The organism is Aquibium oceanicum (genome assembly GCF_001889605.1).
In the GTDB taxonomy this organism is placed as follows: Bacteria; Pseudomonadota; Alphaproteobacteria; order Rhizobiales; family Rhizobiaceae; genus Aquibium; species Aquibium oceanicum.
The window spans coordinates 5,010,591-5,025,165 of sequence record NZ_CP018171.1 but is presented as its reverse complement, the minus strand read 5'-3'; the positions used below and the strand labels follow the sequence as shown (position 1 = coordinate 5,025,165).

Sequence of the window (14,575 nt, the reverse complement as noted above, 5' to 3'; positions counted from 1 at the left end):
AAACCGAGTTCGGTCTCGAGCTGGCGTATCTGTCTGCTGATGCCCGGTTGAGAGGTGTTCAACGCCTCCGCGGCGGACGAGACATGATTGCCCCTGCGATACACTTCGAGAACGTATCTCAACTGATGAAGCTGCATGTCTGATCCGATCGCGGCCGTCGGCGCCAGGGGCCAGTCGTATGCCCGATCCCGGGAACGAGCCTTAACAGCTGCGACCGGCGATCGTCTCTGCTGTTTGCATGCCGCCGCGTGAGGTCGGAGGCACCTCGGCCGCTCGCAAAGGCGGATCCGTGATCAGAAAGTTTCGTGCTCCCGGAGATGCCGCTCGCTCCGCCCGCATATCATGGGGCACGGCCGCGAGCGGCGTTCACCTTCGCCCGCATGCAACAGGCTCGGATGTGCTGCTTCGATCGCCCGGTACGTCCGCCCGCTACCTGATCGCGGCTTGCCATTCGTCCAGGCGACGGTGTGGCTGATCAGGCGGCCTGGCGCTGGCGGGATTCCGTCAAGCGGCGCCTGGCATCCTCGCCAAGAAGTACGGTGGTCCGGTGCATGAGCCGGCGCTGCGGAAGGGCATAGTCGCCGACGGCGAGGTGCTGCGTCGCGTAATTGTCCCAGATGATGAGGTCGCCCGGACGCCACTTGTGCCGGTAGACGAATCTCGGCTCGTTCAGGTAGTCGAAGAGTTCGGCGAGCAGCGACTGGCTTTCGCTCTCCGGCAGTTCGTTGATCTTCATCGTGTAGCCCGGATTGACATAGATCGCCTTGCGACCGGTGATCGGGTGTTTCATCACGACGGGATGGTCCACGGGTGGGACCTCCTTCACCTGCTCCGAGGTGAGATCGGGCCGGGCCGAGCCCTCGGCCTGTTTGCGCTTGTAATAATGGATGTAGGAGTGAGGCGCCGTCAGCTTTTCGAGCTGCGCCTGGCGGTCGGCCGGGAGCGCATCGAAGGCGGCGCAGGCGCTGCGGAAGATCGTGTCGCCAAACGTCCGGTCACCATCCGGTTCCGGTATCTCGCGGCCGAGCAGCAGTGAGCATCGGCAAGGCGTTTCCGTATATGATGTGTCGGAGTGCCAGATCTGGCCCGCGTCGCCGATACCGGCCGCCTGGCCCTTGTCCTTGATGTTCGACAGGACAAGCAGGTCCGGGTGCGTGTTGGAAAGGTAAGGCTTCAGCACATGCGCCTGCAACGGTCCGAAACGGCGGCTCAAGGCGACATGGTCGTCTTCCGACAGTGTCTGCCCGCGAAACAGCAGCAGGGACGTCGAGTCGAAGGCGTTTTCGATCTCGGAGAAGGTCTCGTTATCCAAAGGCTTGGAGAGATCGATATCAAGCACTTCCGCGCCGAAACTATCACACAGTGGGCGAAGCTTTAGACTCATCTTTGGTTCCTCCCGGGACGAGCAATTCAGCCGAACTGGGCGGAAAAGTTAGGCGGCGGGATAACGATTGGAAGTGCTTATAGGCCATAGCAGCATTCCAGATGATTCTGGGTATCTTCATTCCCTAAGCCAGCACCCCGGACTAGGCTTTGCAGTGCCGAAGTGCACGTTCTCAGCAACGCCCCTTCAGTTTCCTGGGAGGAGACTGAACTAAAAACTGAAGCGCTCGGCAGACAGGGCACGGTCAGCTTTCTAGCAGGCCGGGTTGCTGCTTCGAAATCCGGCAGGTCAACCTGCCGACAGTGGGAGGATACACATGAAAAAGAAGATGTTGGGCTGGTTCGCATCGGCTACGATGGCTCTCGCGCTTGCAGTCCCCGCCGCATTGAGCGCCGGCCAGGCGCAGGCCGCGTGGCCCGAAAAGCCGGTGAAGATCATCGTGCCGTGGTCGCCGGGAGGAATCACCGACACGGTCGCCCGTATCCTGGCCCAGGCCTATTCGGATACCTTCGGCCAACAGTTCGTCGTCGAGAACCAGCCAGGTGCATCGGGCAACATCGGTGCAGAGACGGTCGCGAACGCCGAAGCGGACGGCTACACGCTGCTGATGACCAATCCCGGTGCCTTCGTTACCAATCACTTCCTCTACAAGAACATGGCCTTTTCGCCCGACGACCTGGACGTGATCGTTACCGTGGCCAAGTTCCCGAACGCGCTGATCGTACACAAGGACGTGCCGGCCAATACGGTCTCAGAATTCATCGAATACGCCAAGGCGCATCCTGGGGAACTCAGCGGCGCATCGTCTGGCGTCGGGTCTTCCGGCCATCTGTCACTGGAACTCCTGAAATCAATGGCCGGGCTCGACATCGTGCACGTGCCCTACCAGGGCGCCGCGCCGACGCGGGTCGACCTCTCCGCCGGACGGGTGCAGGTGGTCGTGGACAACATTCCCGGCTACATGGCTTCGTTCGAGGACGGGTCCGTCAAAATGCTGGGTGTCGGGACGCGTGAGCGTCTGGAAGACTTTCCGGATACTCCGACGATCGAGGAGGCCGGCAATCTCGAAGGCTTCCAGGCGATCGTCTGGTATGCGCTGGCAGGACCTGCCGGAACGCCTGAGGACATCTCCGACAAGCTGAACGCGGCGACGAACGAGATCATGTCGCGTGAGGACATCGCGGAGAAGATGAAGAACCTCCATGCAATTCCGATGGGCGGCAGCCAAGAGGACGCGAAAGCGTTCATCGCCGACGAGACGACGCGCTGGAAGGCGATCATCGCAGCCGCGGGCGTCGAACCGAAGTAGGTCGGAAACGGATCGCGCCGACCCGCCGCCTACAACCGGTTGCGGGTCGGTTTTCTCCCTCATTTCTCAACATTCGAGCAGGTTTCATGACCGAGCAAGGGCTGGGTGCGCTCATCAGCGGCCTCAAAGACCGTGGGGTTCGACATATCTTCGGCATCCCTGGAGGCGATTGCGCGCTGGACATCATCGATGCCGCCGAGAAGGCGGGGATCCGGTTCGTCCTTTGCCGCACCGAGAATGCCGGCGGTATCTCCGCCGCGGTGACGGCGGAGATCACCGGCGGCCTCGGCGCCATCATGACCACCCGGGGGCCGGGTCTCACCAGCGCCGTCAATGCGGTGGCCTATGCCCATCTCGATCGCGCGGCTCTGCTGCTGATCGCCGATCACTTCGACCCCGAGATGGATTTCTCGTCGCATCAGCGTATCGACCAGACGGCGATCCTGCAGCCGCTTCTGCGTGGCGCGGGTCGGCTCGACGGGGACGGATTCCGGCCGGACCTGCGGGCACTTCTCGACCGGGCCTTCGGACAGCCGAACGGCCCGATCTATCTGGAAGTGACGAACAAGGGCATGACCGCTCCGGTGAGGGACGTGCCGTCCGCGGCCCCGCCGGCTCCTGTCCGTGCGGAGGCAGCCGCCGTCGAGGCCGCGCGCAAACGCCTGGCCGATGCCCGGCGCCCGGTGATCATCGTCGGTTCCCAGACTTGCGACGACGGCTCTTCGCGCGCGGTGCGTTCGCTTGTCGACGCCTGGAACGTGCCCGTCTACACCACCTATCGCGCCAAGGGCGTGGTGGCCGACAGCCATCCGCTGACCATGGGCCACTATATCGGCGGCGTGGCGGAGGAGGCGGCTTTGCGAGAGGCCGACCTTATGGTCATGATAGGCTTCGACGCCATCGAGTTTCCGCCGGCGCGATGGCGCTACGACGCGCCCGTGATCGAGGTCGCGCGCTACGTGGTTGACCGGCGCGTCGTGGAGCCCGAAGTCAGCCTGATCGGCGACATCGCTGCCATCGTCGAGGAACTTTCCGGTCAACGCGTTGCGGCCGATTGGGACGCGGACGCCTTGGCGGCCACCAAGAGGCATCTCCACGCCGCGGGTGATTCCTCGGGGGAGGGGCCGATCTCGCCGCAGATGGTGGTCGACGCCGCCCGGCGCCATGCGCCGTCGAATTCCAGGATCGCGCTCGACGCGGGGGCACACATGCTGCCGGTCCTGCATCACTGGGTCTGTGACGAGCCTCGACAAACACTTCTGTCGCGCGGCCTCGCGACGATGGGCTTTGCCCTGCCCGCCGCACTCGGCTCGTGCCTCGTCGATCCTTCCCGCCGTGCCATCGCCTTCACCGGCGACGGCGGCCTCATGATGTGCGCAGGTGAGCTCGCGACGGCGGTCCAGCACGACTGCCGTCCCGTGACCGTCGTTTTCAACGATTCCTCGCTTACGCTGATCAGCGCAAAGCAGGAGCGCCGGCAGTTCGCCAACAAGGGCGTGGACTTTTCGCCCTCGAACTTCGCGAAGGTCGCGGAGGGCTACGGCTGTGCGGGGTTCCGCGTCGAGGCGCCCGAAGAACTGGACGGTGCTTTTAAGGCGGCGTTCGCGAGCGACAGGCCGGCGGTGGTCGACGTCGTTGTGAACCCGCATGGCTATCGCAAGCAGCTTCTGTCGCTAAGAGGCTGAGCCGGGCCGATGGACAGCATGGCAAACATAGCGCTCGGTTTCCAAACCGCCCTGGGGCTGAGCACGCTTCTGGCCTGCATGGCCGGAGTCCTGCTCGGTACCTTCATCGGCGTCCTTCCCGGCATGGGTCCAATGGCGGCGATCTCCATCCTGCTGCCGCTGACCTTCTACCTCCAGCCGACGGATGCCCTGGTGATGCTGGCCGGCATCTACTACGGAACGCAGTATGGCGGTTCGACGGCGTCGATCCTGCTGAACCTGCCCGGCACGTCGACCTCGGTGGTCACCTGTCTCGACGGCTATCCCATGGCGCAGCAGGGCCGCGCGGGGCTCGCCCTGTTCATCACGACGATAGCGTCCTTCTTCGGAGCTACCATCGCCATCATCGTGATGACCATCTGCGCTCCGCTGCTCGCCCGTGTGGCGCTGGGTTTCGGCTCTCCCGAGTATTTCTCGATGATGGTGCTCGGGCTGGTCGCCGCGTCCACCATATCGGCGGAATCGCCCTTGCGGGGGCTGGCAATGGTGGTCTTCGGTCTGTTGCTGGGCATGGTGGGAACCGACGTCATGTCCGGCGAGCGGCGGTTCGTGTTCGGCCTCCAGCCGCTTTTCGACGGCATCAGCCTGGTTCCCATCGCGATGGGGCTGTTCGGCGTCGCCGAGGTCGTGGCGAACTATGCGCGTCCGCGCGAGGCCGCGACGGCGCGCAGGATTTCATGGCGCTCGATGGTACCGAGCAGATCCGAGATGAAATCGTCGGTGGGGCCGGCGCTGAGAGGCACCGCCGTGGGTGTGGGGTTCGGCATACTTCCGGGCACCGGCTCCGCGATCGCCTCCTTCATCGCCTACGCGCTGGAAAAGCGGGTGTCCAAGGATCCGTCGCGCTTCGGCAGGGGGGCGATCGAAGGAGTCGTCGCTCCCGAAGCCTCCAACAACGCGGCCGCGCAGGCCGCTTTTATCCCCACGATGACGCTCGGAATTCCCGGGGACGGGGTCATGGCGCTCATGCTTGCCGCGCTGATGATCCACGGCATCATTCCCGGTCCAGGCGTGATCACGTCCAATCCCGAACTCTTCTGGGGCTTGATCGCGAGTTTCTGGATCGGAAACCTGCTGCTCCTGATACTCAACATCCCGCTCATCGGCATCTGGGTGCGGATGCTGTCAATTCCCTACCACGTGCTGGCGCCGTCTATCCTCTTCTTCATGTGCATCGGCGCGTTCAGCATCCGCAATCTTTCCTTCGACGTGTTCCTCGTCATCGTCTTTGGTGCAGTCGGAGTGGCCATGATGCGCATGCGCCTGCCGGCGGCGCCGGTTCTGCTCGGATTCATTCTCGGCCCGCTCATCGAGGAGCATCTGCGCCGCGCCCTGCTGATCGCCCGGGGCGATCTGTCGGTTTTCTTCACGCAGCCGGTCAGCGGCGCCTTTCTATGCATGGCCATCTTCCTGACAATCTGGAGCCTGACGGCTGCGCCTCGTCAGCGTATGCGCGAGCGGCGTCTTGGAGCAGGCGCATGACGAATCAGCGAAGCCAGAGCTTGGCTGCGGGCGCGTGTCTCGGATCCATCGGCCTCTTCGCCGCCGTCGAGGGCAGCCAATTCGAGCTCGGCAATCTCATGAGCGTTGGACCAGGGGTCCTGCCAATCTTGCTCGGTGTAGTGATGATCGGCTTCGGCATCTTCATCGGAATCGAGAAGAGCTCGCCGGAGGGCGAACTGACGGCGCCGCTGAAAGCCTTGGCGGGAATATTCGGAAGCCTTCTTGCATTTGCCGTCCTCATCCGTAGCGCCGGCCTGGTCCCCGCCACGTTCGCGCTCGTGTTGATCGCAGGGTTCGCCGAGGCGAGGTTTCGCCCGGTACCGCTGCTCGTGACAGCCGCGGTGCTATCGGTGTTCAGCTACCTGATCTTCATCAAGGCGCTCGGCCTCCCGTTCGTCCCTTTCGTAGGGCTTGATTGACAGCACGGCATCGTGGCGGAGAAGTATCGGCGCATCGGCACCTCGTGCCCGATCATGGCACCGCGTTGGGCGGATGTGGTGATGTACGCATCGAGGGGCGAAAACTGCCGGCGACACGAGATCCGTGAAACGGACTCGCTTAAAGTCATCGAGGTCATTCGGTGAAAGCGGGAGATTGGTACGCCCAAGGGGAGTAGCATTCTACAGCGAAATCAACGGTGAAGGTTGTCTGACCATCGATACTGGCTGTTTTGCCTTTATTGGGCTTTCTTGCGCGATGTCTAACAGATTGCTGACAGCGAGCTTCGAACAGTCTTATCCTCGGAAAGTGGTTCTCACCGCCGGCCGCTGGCGGAGCCCTACCAATCGCTAAATCCGGTTTAGCTGTGTCATGATGGCGCAACGAACATATGTGCTGCACGCCACTGCCAGCGCGGGTCAGCCACGATCAAAGTTAGAGCGCTACCACGTTTCCCTACTTCAGAACGAGGCTCCCCCGCGCTTCTGTGCAGCGCCCGACGAACCGGATGCGCTGTTCAGTCACCTTCTTGCGGAGCGACCGAGCCCGACTCATCGCCGCCGGTATGGGTAGCCTGCTCTCCGCTGTAGTTCAAAAAGATCATCAATAAAATGGCTATGCCGCTAGTAAGACCGACCACCGCTTTAAAGAGTAAGTTGCCGAGGGAACGTAGCATCCTCTTAATCCCGTTAGCAAGGCAGTGTCTACATCACATATTCGAGGACAAAGCTCCACCTCTTCTTCTAACAGTACACGATAGCCGCAGAATAGTCCGGATAGACGTCGCCGGGCGCCAGAGTGCCCGCGTCGTTAAGCATTGCGCGGGTAAACTCAAGGATCGCGTGCGGACCTTTCGTGATGTTATGGAGGTTGCACCGAGCGCCAAAGTCACGCGCGCCTGGTGCGAAATCAAGCGACCAGCAGCATACCACGTGCAGGCCGCCAGTCTCCCACCAGTTGATGGGGCATCAGGTGGTTTCCCCACTTAAGGTTCGCAAGCGACGGCCGGCATTAACTTGCCTCAAACCCATAGGATCCAGCGGGCTTCACGGAAACCCCAGTAGCGACGACATGACAAGGAAGCCCACGACGAATGACAGCGATAAGGCGGCAAGCACGTTCATTCCATACCCCTATGGATAGAGAATGAAATAGGGTGACGAGATCAACGTTCCTGCTTTCCGAGAGGCCGCATGCGATGATGGTAAAGGACTTGCGAACGATTGCTTAACTTTCTCGAGCGAACATGATCGAACAACCTCCCCCTAAAGGTTGTCTGCGTTGCGCCCGCCGAGCTCGCCATCGCTCGGCGGGCATTTTTTCCCGGCGGGGATGTGACCATCGCAATCGATCGGCGGGAACCCGGCGGCGCGTGCCGGGTTGAGTCGCCGTCTAGTGAGGTGTGCGTATGCCCGGCCAGTTTTCACCGCCCGTCCGCGTTTCTCTCGGCCGCGCCGGCAACGTCGCACATGCCGTAACGTCGCCAGAAAAGGCGGCGGAGATCCTTCTCACCGACTGGCCGACCAACTGGACCAAAAAGCACCTGGCCGCGCGCAAAGCCGTCCTGCAGTCCATGGAAAGTGCCTTCACCGTTGGCACCCTGACACGCGCAAGGAAGGCGTTCGCAGATGCCGCAGACGAAGCTGGTATCCTTCTCAGCGAACCGCCGAAGTCAGTAGCGCGAGAGGGCTTCAAGAAGAACTGGCCTAAGGGGGGCAAAATAAGATCGGTATCAGGTCCATAGACCTGAGGCCCAGGGTCATCACACGCAAACTTCAGGCTTCCCCAGGATTCAAGGGGCGCTAGGCACCTCGAACAACATACTTCCTCGATAGAGAAGATCGCGCCTTCCACCGTGAGATGGTTGCTAGCTCCGCAATGAGTGCAATTTGCCCTGATATCCAGCATGGGATGCTCCTCAGGCTGTTCGGCGGGAGCGCTCACAGGGATGAAGGCGTCTCTCTATCGCCGGCTGCCAACGCAACTTCCGACGATGGCCGATCATAACACGAATTGTTAGGAACGGCGACCTTCCGGCCGGCCAGCGCTGCTAATGGCATCCGGAGGCCTCCTGACCCCTCTCTATCGGCGCTACTCCAGCAAGAAGCCTGCTTCTCGCGCGGCAGCTTCGAATGCGCGCCGGCAAATGACGGGTGCAACGTAGCCGTGTATGACGCTGTAGCATGCCTTCAGCGCGATTTCATTTTTCCGCCCGCTTTCCGCCGGCCATTGTTCCCCAAGAATGACAGCGGCCTCCCTCGCGCTCATGATACACCTAATGCCGACACCTTTGATCGCGATCATAACCGCGGAATATCGAACCAACCTGTCTCCATTAGATATCATCTTTTCGATCTGTTACGAGCCGGCCATAGGCTTGCATGGTCTGGTGGTCTGCCATTGTCGGGCATCTTGGTCGTCCGACGACTATCTGCACCGTTAGGAACTAGATACTATACGGGATCGGCAGCGCTCGCCGGTATGCCTTACTGGCGCGTGTCAGTCGTCTATGGTCAGAAGCAGGCAGACCAAGGCTAACTGGTTTGCACCTTGTCTTGTTGCTGCGCGACGCACCAAAATTTTCACTTGAACAAGCGCCTTTATTCCGGTGACTAGCCGTTGAGCGACGAAGCTGGAGTTCCCAAAGCCTTTGCGAGTTCCTCAACAGCACAAGCTATCGCTCCCAGCCGTCGAAGCCGAGATAATTACTTGGCACAAGGGCAACGAGGTCAGCCAGCGTCTGGCGATGGCGCCGGGGGTCGGCCCGATTGCCGCATCTGCGCTCGTTGCCTACATGAGCGCCGCACAACAGTTCACATCCACACGCCGTTTCGCCGCACGACCCGGCTCGGCGGCTATGTCACCACCCAGCGCGTCAGGAAGCGCATTGAGGAGGCGTTTGGCTGGATCAAAACCGTCGCCGGTCAGGACAAGACGAAGTTCCGCGGTTGCAACCGTGTCGGATGGGCGTTCATCTTCGCGGCCGCCGCCTACAATCTGGTGCGGCTGCCCAAGCTCGTGACGGAGACCGGCTGATGGTCAAGGCTCCCCCTTCGCAAAGGCCTTCGCCGGCCGCTGGCGCATCGTCGAGATGGACACTTGGGACAACGACTGTCTCGACCTCGTCGGCGAGGCGCATCTCGACTGTGAGGGTGCGATGGACGGTGAAATCGCCTTCGGCGCGCTCATGGGCTTCCTCGATGTCCGCTACGGTGCAAGAGACGGATCCGCCTGCGTGGATTTCTCGTGGGAAAGTGAGGAGGAGGACTACCCCGCCCGCGGTCGCGGATGGGCCGCAATCGGCACCGCCGGCCGCGTCGTCGGGCACTTCTACATACACAACGGCGACGAGTCAGGCTTCGTCGGCGAACGCAACTGAGTTCTTCAAAAGCGTGTTTGTGCGGTCCGCACTCAATCAAAAATATTATTGCGAATTTCGTTTCCCGCCAGGGGTTTCCCTCGGTCGGTGGCACTACGCTGCCGTAGACGCCCCCTCTATGGTATCGGCTACTGCCTGATTCGGAAATTCAAACGTCCACACTACACCGGCCCCCAGAAACTCCCTGCTTGAGGAGCCGCGAAGCTGCGATACCGTCGTTTCGATCAGCCTTGAGCCGAAGCCATTCGTCATTGCCTCGCGCGCAGGCGGACCGTCCACCTCCACCCATGTGAGCTGGAGCACTTCCCCGTCCTCTTTCTGGCGTACGTCCCAGCTAATCTCGACTCGACCACCGGGGTCTGACCACGCACCGTACTTGGTCGCGTTGGTCGCCAGCTCATGCAAGATCATCCCGAGATCGCGGACGGCATCGCCTGCCATTTGAAAATCCTCACCGCTTTTCCGCACGCGCTCAGGGTTATCGATGAAGCTTTGCAATTGGAGGTCGATCAGCTCGCCAAACATCGGCGTTGCTCTCGTTTGAGAACTGAGCAATTCCACAGATTGGCCCAAGGCGTTTAGACGTCCGAGCACGACGTCAAGGAATTCCTCCTTGGATTCGAAGTGGCGGGCGCTCTGCCGGATCAAAACCTGCGTAATCTGAATGATGTTTTTGATCCGGTGGGACATTTCCCGCAGTACCGTCTGCAGCTGATCGTGCGCCTGGCTTCGGTCAAACGACGCTTCCGACAAAGCGACCGAAACCTGATTGATTTCCCGGATGCCGGTCTGCAGCGGGGCTATTATTTCGCCATGACCGACTTGATTGGCCCGACGAGCAATCTCTCGGATTGACCGTCGAAGGGTGTATCCAAATGCCGCGCCGGAGATCACCGAAAGTACGAAAAACAGTAGGCCGAGAAGGATCAGGTCCAGCCACGCCTTCTGAATAGGCGCTGCAGCGGAAGCCGTTGGCCCCCAAACGATTGTTTCCCACGGAGCTCCTGCGATTTTGGCGTAGCCGAATGTATTCTCGTTACGGGCATTGCGCAGGATAGCGAGAGACCTTGCCTGCGCCTGCAATTCAGCGGGGATGGGATCGCCAGCTTTGATACCGTTGCTTGAAGCCACCACCTTTGAGGAGCCGTCAACGACAGCGTAGTGCCATCCGGAGGGAAAAGTACGCTCCCCGATAGCTTCGATGAGATCGCTGGCATTCTGCGTCAGAATCAGCCCTAGCGAGCCCTGCGACACCCCTGCTGCATCGACAACTTTGGTAATGTTATAGACCCATGTCTCACTGACGCGTCCGTAAAACAGGTCGGAAACGACCATCTGTCCGGAACTCTGCGCTTGTCGATATGCCTCCAAGTTGGCGGTCTTGCCCAATGGGGTGCCGTAGTCCACTCGGGTGTTGAGGAGTTGATCCCCTTCAGCGTTTAAGAGAAGCAGGTTCCAGCTGCTTCCACGCAGCGCGAGCTGAGCGCGATCATGGAATTCTTCGAAGTTCTGAAGTGGCAATTCGGGCGCGACTTCAAGCAGCCTGAGCGTGATCGACATGTCGTGCAGTTGGCGCTCCACCAGACGAGAGATCGCCTCCGCTTCACGAATGGTCCTCCGCTGGAGCGCCTGGTACTCCCCCTCCCGCAATTCATTGACCAGCAGGGCCGAAAAGATCGCCAATGGCGCGGTGGTGAGAAGAGCAAGCCCGATCATATATGACCGCAAGCTGGCTGAACCTCCCCTACGAAGAAGCTGAATGCCTTTGGCTAGCACCTTGATCCCCCGCAGCTGCAGACCTCACATCACCTCATGTTTTATGATCCCTGAATCTACGTCGCAATGGTCCGCTTGGATCGCATAACTTGGGCTCTGCGTACCATGGAATCGGCCTTATGTGCGAGGGAGCTCCCGTGAGTGGTCCGAAACAGAATTGCTGTTTCATATTCACAGGTTATTAGACGGCCAGCAGCCATTGGCGAGTTGTAGCCGACCAGATGCGACCGAGGATGCCCAAGATTGTCGCCTATACCGGATAGCGCAGAACCGGGCGTGATTGTCTATGGGCTCTGCTGTTCTGGCTGATCGTCCCATCAGCTGAGCTGGGATGGTCTTCTGACACGGTCGGAACCTTACGCTGTCACCATCGGTTCAGTTCTGAGTATAGGGGATAGGCCATGTTTGGTTGGGTGACATCATTGATCAAAGTCGGTGGCTTGCCAGCGCTCGCCCTTATGATGTTCGCGGAGAACGTCTTTCCTCCTATCCCTTCCGAGCTGGTAATGCCTCTTGCCGGGTTTACGGCGGCGAGGGGAGAAATGAGCTTCTTCCTGGTGACCTGCCACTGAACTTTCATCCAGCGGCGGTTAGAGCCTTGGCCGTTTCTGTTACGCCGTAGGGCGCGGTTCGAGCAACCGGTGGAGACGCGAAGCCCTTATCGAGCGAAGCGTCGGAGGCGGTTGCGGCGAGAGTTCCGGCGAAGGCCGCCGGGGTCTGGTATCCGAGCGAGGAATGAGGTCTCGCAGAGTTGAAGTCCTGCCGCCACTCGGCGATGGCGTTGCGGGCGTGGTCGAGGCCGAAGAACAGGCTCTCGTTCAGGAGTTCGTCGCGCATCCGGCCGTTGAAGGATTCGACGTAACCGTTTTGCATGGGCTTGCCCGGCGCGATGTAGTGCCATTCGACGCGATGATCCTTCGACCAGGCGAGGATCGCGTTCGAGGTGAACTCCGTGCCGTGGTCGGAAACGATCATGTCCGGCTTGCCGCGACGGCTGATCAGATCGGTCAGCTCACGGGCCACCCGACGACCGGAGATCGACGTGTCGGGGATGGCGCCCAGGCATTCGCGGGTCACGTCGTCGACGATGTTGAGCACGCGGAACCGCCGCCCGCAGGCAAACTGGTCGTGCACGAAGTCCAGCGACCAACGCGCGTTCGGCCTCGCCTCGACCAGGATCGGCGCCCGCGTGCCCACCGCGCGTCGCCGCGCCCGGCGCTTGCGCACTGTCAGCCCCTCCTCGCGGTAGAGCCGATAGATGCGGTTGATCCCTGATGGCTCGCCCTCGCGCCGCAGCAGGATGAACAGGCGCCGATAGCCGAAACGCCGGCGCTCGTTGGCGAGATCGCGCAGCCGGCCGCGCAGTTCGGTCTCCGGCGCCCGGCACGACTGGTAGCGGATCATCGTGCGATCGGCACCGACGATGGAACAGGCCCGACGCTCCGACAGACCCATGACGGCCTGCAGATGCGCGACGGCTTCGCGCTTGGCGGCGGGCCCTACCATTTTTTTGACAGGAGCTCGCGAAGGGCCGAGGCTTCCAGCATCTGCTCGGCGAGCAGGTTCTTCAGCCTCCCGTTCTCGTCTTCCAAAGCCCTCAGGCGCTTGGCGTCGGACACGTCCATGCCGCCATACTTCGCCTTCCAGTTATACAGCGTCGCCTCAGAGACCCCGTGCTTGCGGGCCAGGTCACCTGCCTTCGCACCCGCCTCGTGCTCGCGTAGAACCCCGATGATCTGCTCTTCCGTAAATCGCTTTCGCTTCATCTGTCCGTCCTTCGATCGAGAGCCGGACTCTAACTCCAGGTGGAGGAAAAACTCAGTGGCAGGTCACTGGCTCTGATCGCCGGAGCCATTGGGTCCCTTCTAGGAGCTTTGCTTTGGTACTATATCGGCGTCTGGGTAGGAGCGGATCGTCTCAAGCAGTGGTCGCGAAAGCATGGCCGATGGCTTACGATTACACCTGATGAAATTGATCGCTCGTCAGCTTGGTTTCAAAAGCACGGCGGCAAAGCCGTGCTTTTGGGCCGACTCGTCCCCGCAGTGCGAACCTTTATTTCGGTTCCCGCTGGCGTATCTGGCATGCGGCTAGGACCGTTCCTAACCTACTCAGCAATCGGGACAAGCGTATGGACCGGATTCTTGGCGACGGCAGGTTATCTCCTTGAATCACAATACACGGCGGTTGCCGACTGGGTAGGTCCGGTGTCGAACGTGATCATTGCCGGGATTGTGCTCTGGTATGTCTATCGGGTGATTACATTCCGCAGGAAGGTATCTAAGGATGCCTGAGTGTGGTGCATCCCGCCCACATCAGGCTTTCTCTCTAGGATAATGGACATGGATGGATCGCCGACTGCGGGATTCGAGTGTATGAAACAGAATCTCTAATTCTGTTTCATTGGACAAATGCCCTGCGTGAATGGCAGTCAACCAACAGCTACGGCGCGGATATAGAAGTCGAGCATCGAGTTCAGAGAATCTGGACTCCGCCGGAGCCGGCTGCGCAGAGCTGCACCCTCCCAACAGTTGACGAGCAGGTCAGCCATTTCGCGGACATCGCAATCGGAAGGGATATCTCCTTCCTGCCGGGCTTCCTCCAAGCAATCAGCCATTCGTGTCGCGATCGCTGAAAAGCACCCCTCGATCTTGTGGCGAAAAAGATCGCTAATGCCGGATAGTTCTTGGCCAAGTCCCCCGATAAGGCACCCCATATACCCCTCATCGCCGTACGATTGTCGCGTTGATTCAAAGAAGGCTCGAATGCGCTCTAGAGGCCGGCGGGTTAGGTCTGAAAGGCACTCATCAAGTCCGGCATGAACCTGCGCCATGTAGCTGTCGAGAACCTGTAACGCAAAGTCCTCCTTGTCCTTGAAATGATGATAGAATGAACCCTTGGGGAGGCAGGTAACCGCGAGCAGCGCCTGTATTCCAAGATCGTTGTAGCCGTGCTTCAGAAGCATCACTAGGCCAGCATCTATCAAACGACGCTTAGTTGTATGCATCTCTAGTACGCGTTCGTTGCTGCTCGACGGTATCGTCTCCATTCATTCTCCATTATAT

At 60.5% G+C, this 14,575-nt stretch carries 13 protein-coding genes and 2 pseudogenes; 8 read left to right on the top strand and 7 right to left on the bottom strand.

Annotated features, from left to right (window positions below):
• Window positions 1-8 precede the first annotated feature (8 nt).
• Window positions 9-137 (bottom strand): annotated as a pseudogene (locus BSQ44_RS27950) (LysR family transcriptional regulator); the annotation flags it as partial.
• Window positions 138-475: 338 nt separating this feature from the next.
• Window positions 476-1,384, bottom strand: coding sequence for a TauD/TfdA dioxygenase family protein (locus BSQ44_RS24665; protein WP_083534913.1), 909 nt, complete (start codon window positions 1,382-1,384; stop codon window positions 476-478).
• A gap of 316 nt (window positions 1,385-1,700) precedes the next feature.
• Between BSQ44_RS24665 and BSQ44_RS24660 the strand changes: the two genes are divergently transcribed.
• From BSQ44_RS24660 to BSQ44_RS24645, 4 genes are all read left to right on the top strand, one after another.
• Complete coding sequence (locus tag BSQ44_RS24660; RefSeq protein ID WP_072607656.1) at window positions 1,701-2,693, top strand: Bug family tripartite tricarboxylate transporter substrate binding protein; 993 nt, start codon at window positions 1,701-1,703, stop codon at window positions 2,691-2,693.
• 86 nt (window positions 2,694-2,779) lie between these two features.
• Window positions 2,780-4,378, top strand: a complete 1,599-nt coding sequence (locus BSQ44_RS24655) for a thiamine pyrophosphate-binding protein (RefSeq protein ID WP_072607655.1) — start codon at window positions 2,780-2,782, stop codon at window positions 4,376-4,378.
• A gap of 18 nt (window positions 4,379-4,396) precedes the next feature.
• Window positions 4,397-5,899, top strand: a complete 1,503-nt coding sequence (locus tag BSQ44_RS24650) for a tripartite tricarboxylate transporter permease (RefSeq protein ID WP_335622614.1) — start codon at window positions 4,397-4,399, stop codon at window positions 5,897-5,899.
• A 20-nt stretch (window positions 5,900-5,919) separates the two neighbouring features.
• Window positions 5,920-6,339: a tripartite tricarboxylate transporter TctB family protein gene (locus tag BSQ44_RS24645; RefSeq protein WP_157894689.1), complete on the top strand. Its 420-nt coding sequence runs from the start codon at window positions 5,920-5,922 to the stop codon at window positions 6,337-6,339.
• Window positions 6,340-6,875: 536 nt separating this feature from the next.
• Here the strand turns inward: BSQ44_RS24645 and BSQ44_RS27095 are convergent.
• On the bottom strand, window positions 6,876-7,034 hold the full coding sequence (locus BSQ44_RS27095; protein ID WP_157894688.1) for a hypothetical protein: 159 nt from the start codon (window positions 7,032-7,034) through the stop codon (window positions 6,876-6,878).
• Between the two features lie 732 nt (window positions 7,035-7,766).
• On the opposite strand from BSQ44_RS27095, the gene BSQ44_RS24640 reads away from it, so the two are divergent.
• Window positions 7,767-8,102, top strand: coding sequence for a DUF982 domain-containing protein (locus tag BSQ44_RS24640; protein ID WP_072607652.1), 336 nt, complete (start codon window positions 7,767-7,769; stop codon window positions 8,100-8,102).
• A 347-nt stretch (window positions 8,103-8,449) separates the two neighbouring features.
• Here BSQ44_RS24640 and BSQ44_RS27945 read toward each other — a convergent pair whose 3' ends face one another.
• A complete protein-coding gene (locus tag BSQ44_RS27945; RefSeq protein ID WP_418202146.1) occupies window positions 8,450-8,626 on the bottom strand; it encodes a DUF982 domain-containing protein in 177 nt (58 codons plus the stop codon).
• A gap of 564 nt (window positions 8,627-9,190) precedes the next feature.
• Here BSQ44_RS27945 and BSQ44_RS24630 point away from each other — a divergent pair.
• A pseudogene (locus BSQ44_RS24630) lies at window positions 9,191-9,394 on the top strand (transposase); the annotation flags it as partial.
• A gap of 55 nt (window positions 9,395-9,449) precedes the next feature.
• The gene (locus tag BSQ44_RS24625; RefSeq protein WP_072607650.1) at window positions 9,450-9,737 is read left to right on the top strand and encodes a hypothetical protein; all 288 of its coding nucleotides are present in this window, start codon (window positions 9,450-9,452) and stop codon (window positions 9,735-9,737) included.
• A gap of 93 nt (window positions 9,738-9,830) precedes the next feature.
• On the opposite strand, the gene BSQ44_RS24620 is transcribed toward BSQ44_RS24625, so the two are convergent.
• Both BSQ44_RS24620 and BSQ44_RS24615 read right to left on the bottom strand, forming a co-directional pair.
• Window positions 9,831-11,453, bottom strand: coding sequence for a sensor histidine kinase (locus tag BSQ44_RS24620; protein WP_072607649.1), 1,623 nt, complete (start codon window positions 11,451-11,453; stop codon window positions 9,831-9,833).
• Window positions 11,454-12,089: 636 nt separating this feature from the next.
• A protein-coding gene (locus BSQ44_RS24615; protein WP_114579923.1) for an IS3 family transposase occupies window positions 12,090-13,279 on the bottom strand; the annotation gives its coding sequence in 2 pieces (ribosomal slippage) (window positions 12,090-13,027 and window positions 13,027-13,279; 1,191 coding nt in all).
• A 39-nt stretch (window positions 13,280-13,318) separates the two neighbouring features.
• Here BSQ44_RS24615 and BSQ44_RS24605 point away from each other — a divergent pair.
• The gene (locus BSQ44_RS24605) at window positions 13,319-13,804 is read left to right on the top strand and encodes a DedA family protein (protein WP_072607648.1); all 486 of its coding nucleotides are present in this window, start codon (window positions 13,319-13,321) and stop codon (window positions 13,802-13,804) included.
• A gap of 137 nt (window positions 13,805-13,941) precedes the next feature.
• On the opposite strand, the gene BSQ44_RS24600 is transcribed toward BSQ44_RS24605, so the two are convergent.
• Complete coding sequence (locus BSQ44_RS24600) at window positions 13,942-14,559, bottom strand: TetR/AcrR family transcriptional regulator (protein WP_210187904.1); 618 nt, start codon at window positions 14,557-14,559, stop codon at window positions 13,942-13,944.
• Window positions 14,560-14,575: the final 16 nt, after the last annotated feature.

What these genes read in the sequence shown, in the direction of transcription:
- BSQ44_RS24665 (WP_083534913.1), bottom strand. Translation starts at nt 1,384, where the DNA reads ATGAGTCTAAAGCTTCGCCCACTGTGTGATAGTTTCGGCGCGGAAGTG.
- BSQ44_RS24660 (WP_072607656.1), top strand. Translation starts at nt 1,701, where the DNA reads ATGAAAAAGAAGATGTTGGGCTGGTTCGCATCGGCTACGATGGCTCTC.
- BSQ44_RS24655 (WP_072607655.1), top strand. Translation starts at nt 2,780, where the DNA reads ATGACCGAGCAAGGGCTGGGTGCGCTCATCAGCGGCCTCAAAGACCGT.
- BSQ44_RS24650 (WP_335622614.1), top strand. Translation starts at nt 4,397, where the DNA reads ATGGCAAACATAGCGCTCGGTTTCCAAACCGCCCTGGGGCTGAGCACG.
- BSQ44_RS27095 (WP_157894688.1), bottom strand. Translation starts at nt 7,034, where the DNA reads ATGCTACGTTCCCTCGGCAACTTACTCTTTAAAGCGGTGGTCGGTCTT.
- BSQ44_RS24640 (WP_072607652.1), top strand. Translation starts at nt 7,767, where the DNA reads ATGCCCGGCCAGTTTTCACCGCCCGTCCGCGTTTCTCTCGGCCGCGCC.
- BSQ44_RS27945 (WP_418202146.1), bottom strand. Translation starts at nt 8,626, where the DNA reads ATGAGCGCGAGGGAGGCCGCTGTCATTCTTGGGGAACAATGGCCGGCG.
- BSQ44_RS24625 (WP_072607650.1), top strand. Translation starts at nt 9,450, where the DNA reads ATGGACACTTGGGACAACGACTGTCTCGACCTCGTCGGCGAGGCGCAT.
- BSQ44_RS24620 (WP_072607649.1), bottom strand. Translation starts at nt 11,453, where the DNA reads ATGATCGGGCTTGCTCTTCTCACCACCGCGCCATTGGCGATCTTTTCG.
- BSQ44_RS24600 (WP_210187904.1), bottom strand. Translation starts at nt 14,559, where the DNA reads ATGGAGACGATACCGTCGAGCAGCAACGAACGCGTACTAGAGATGCAT.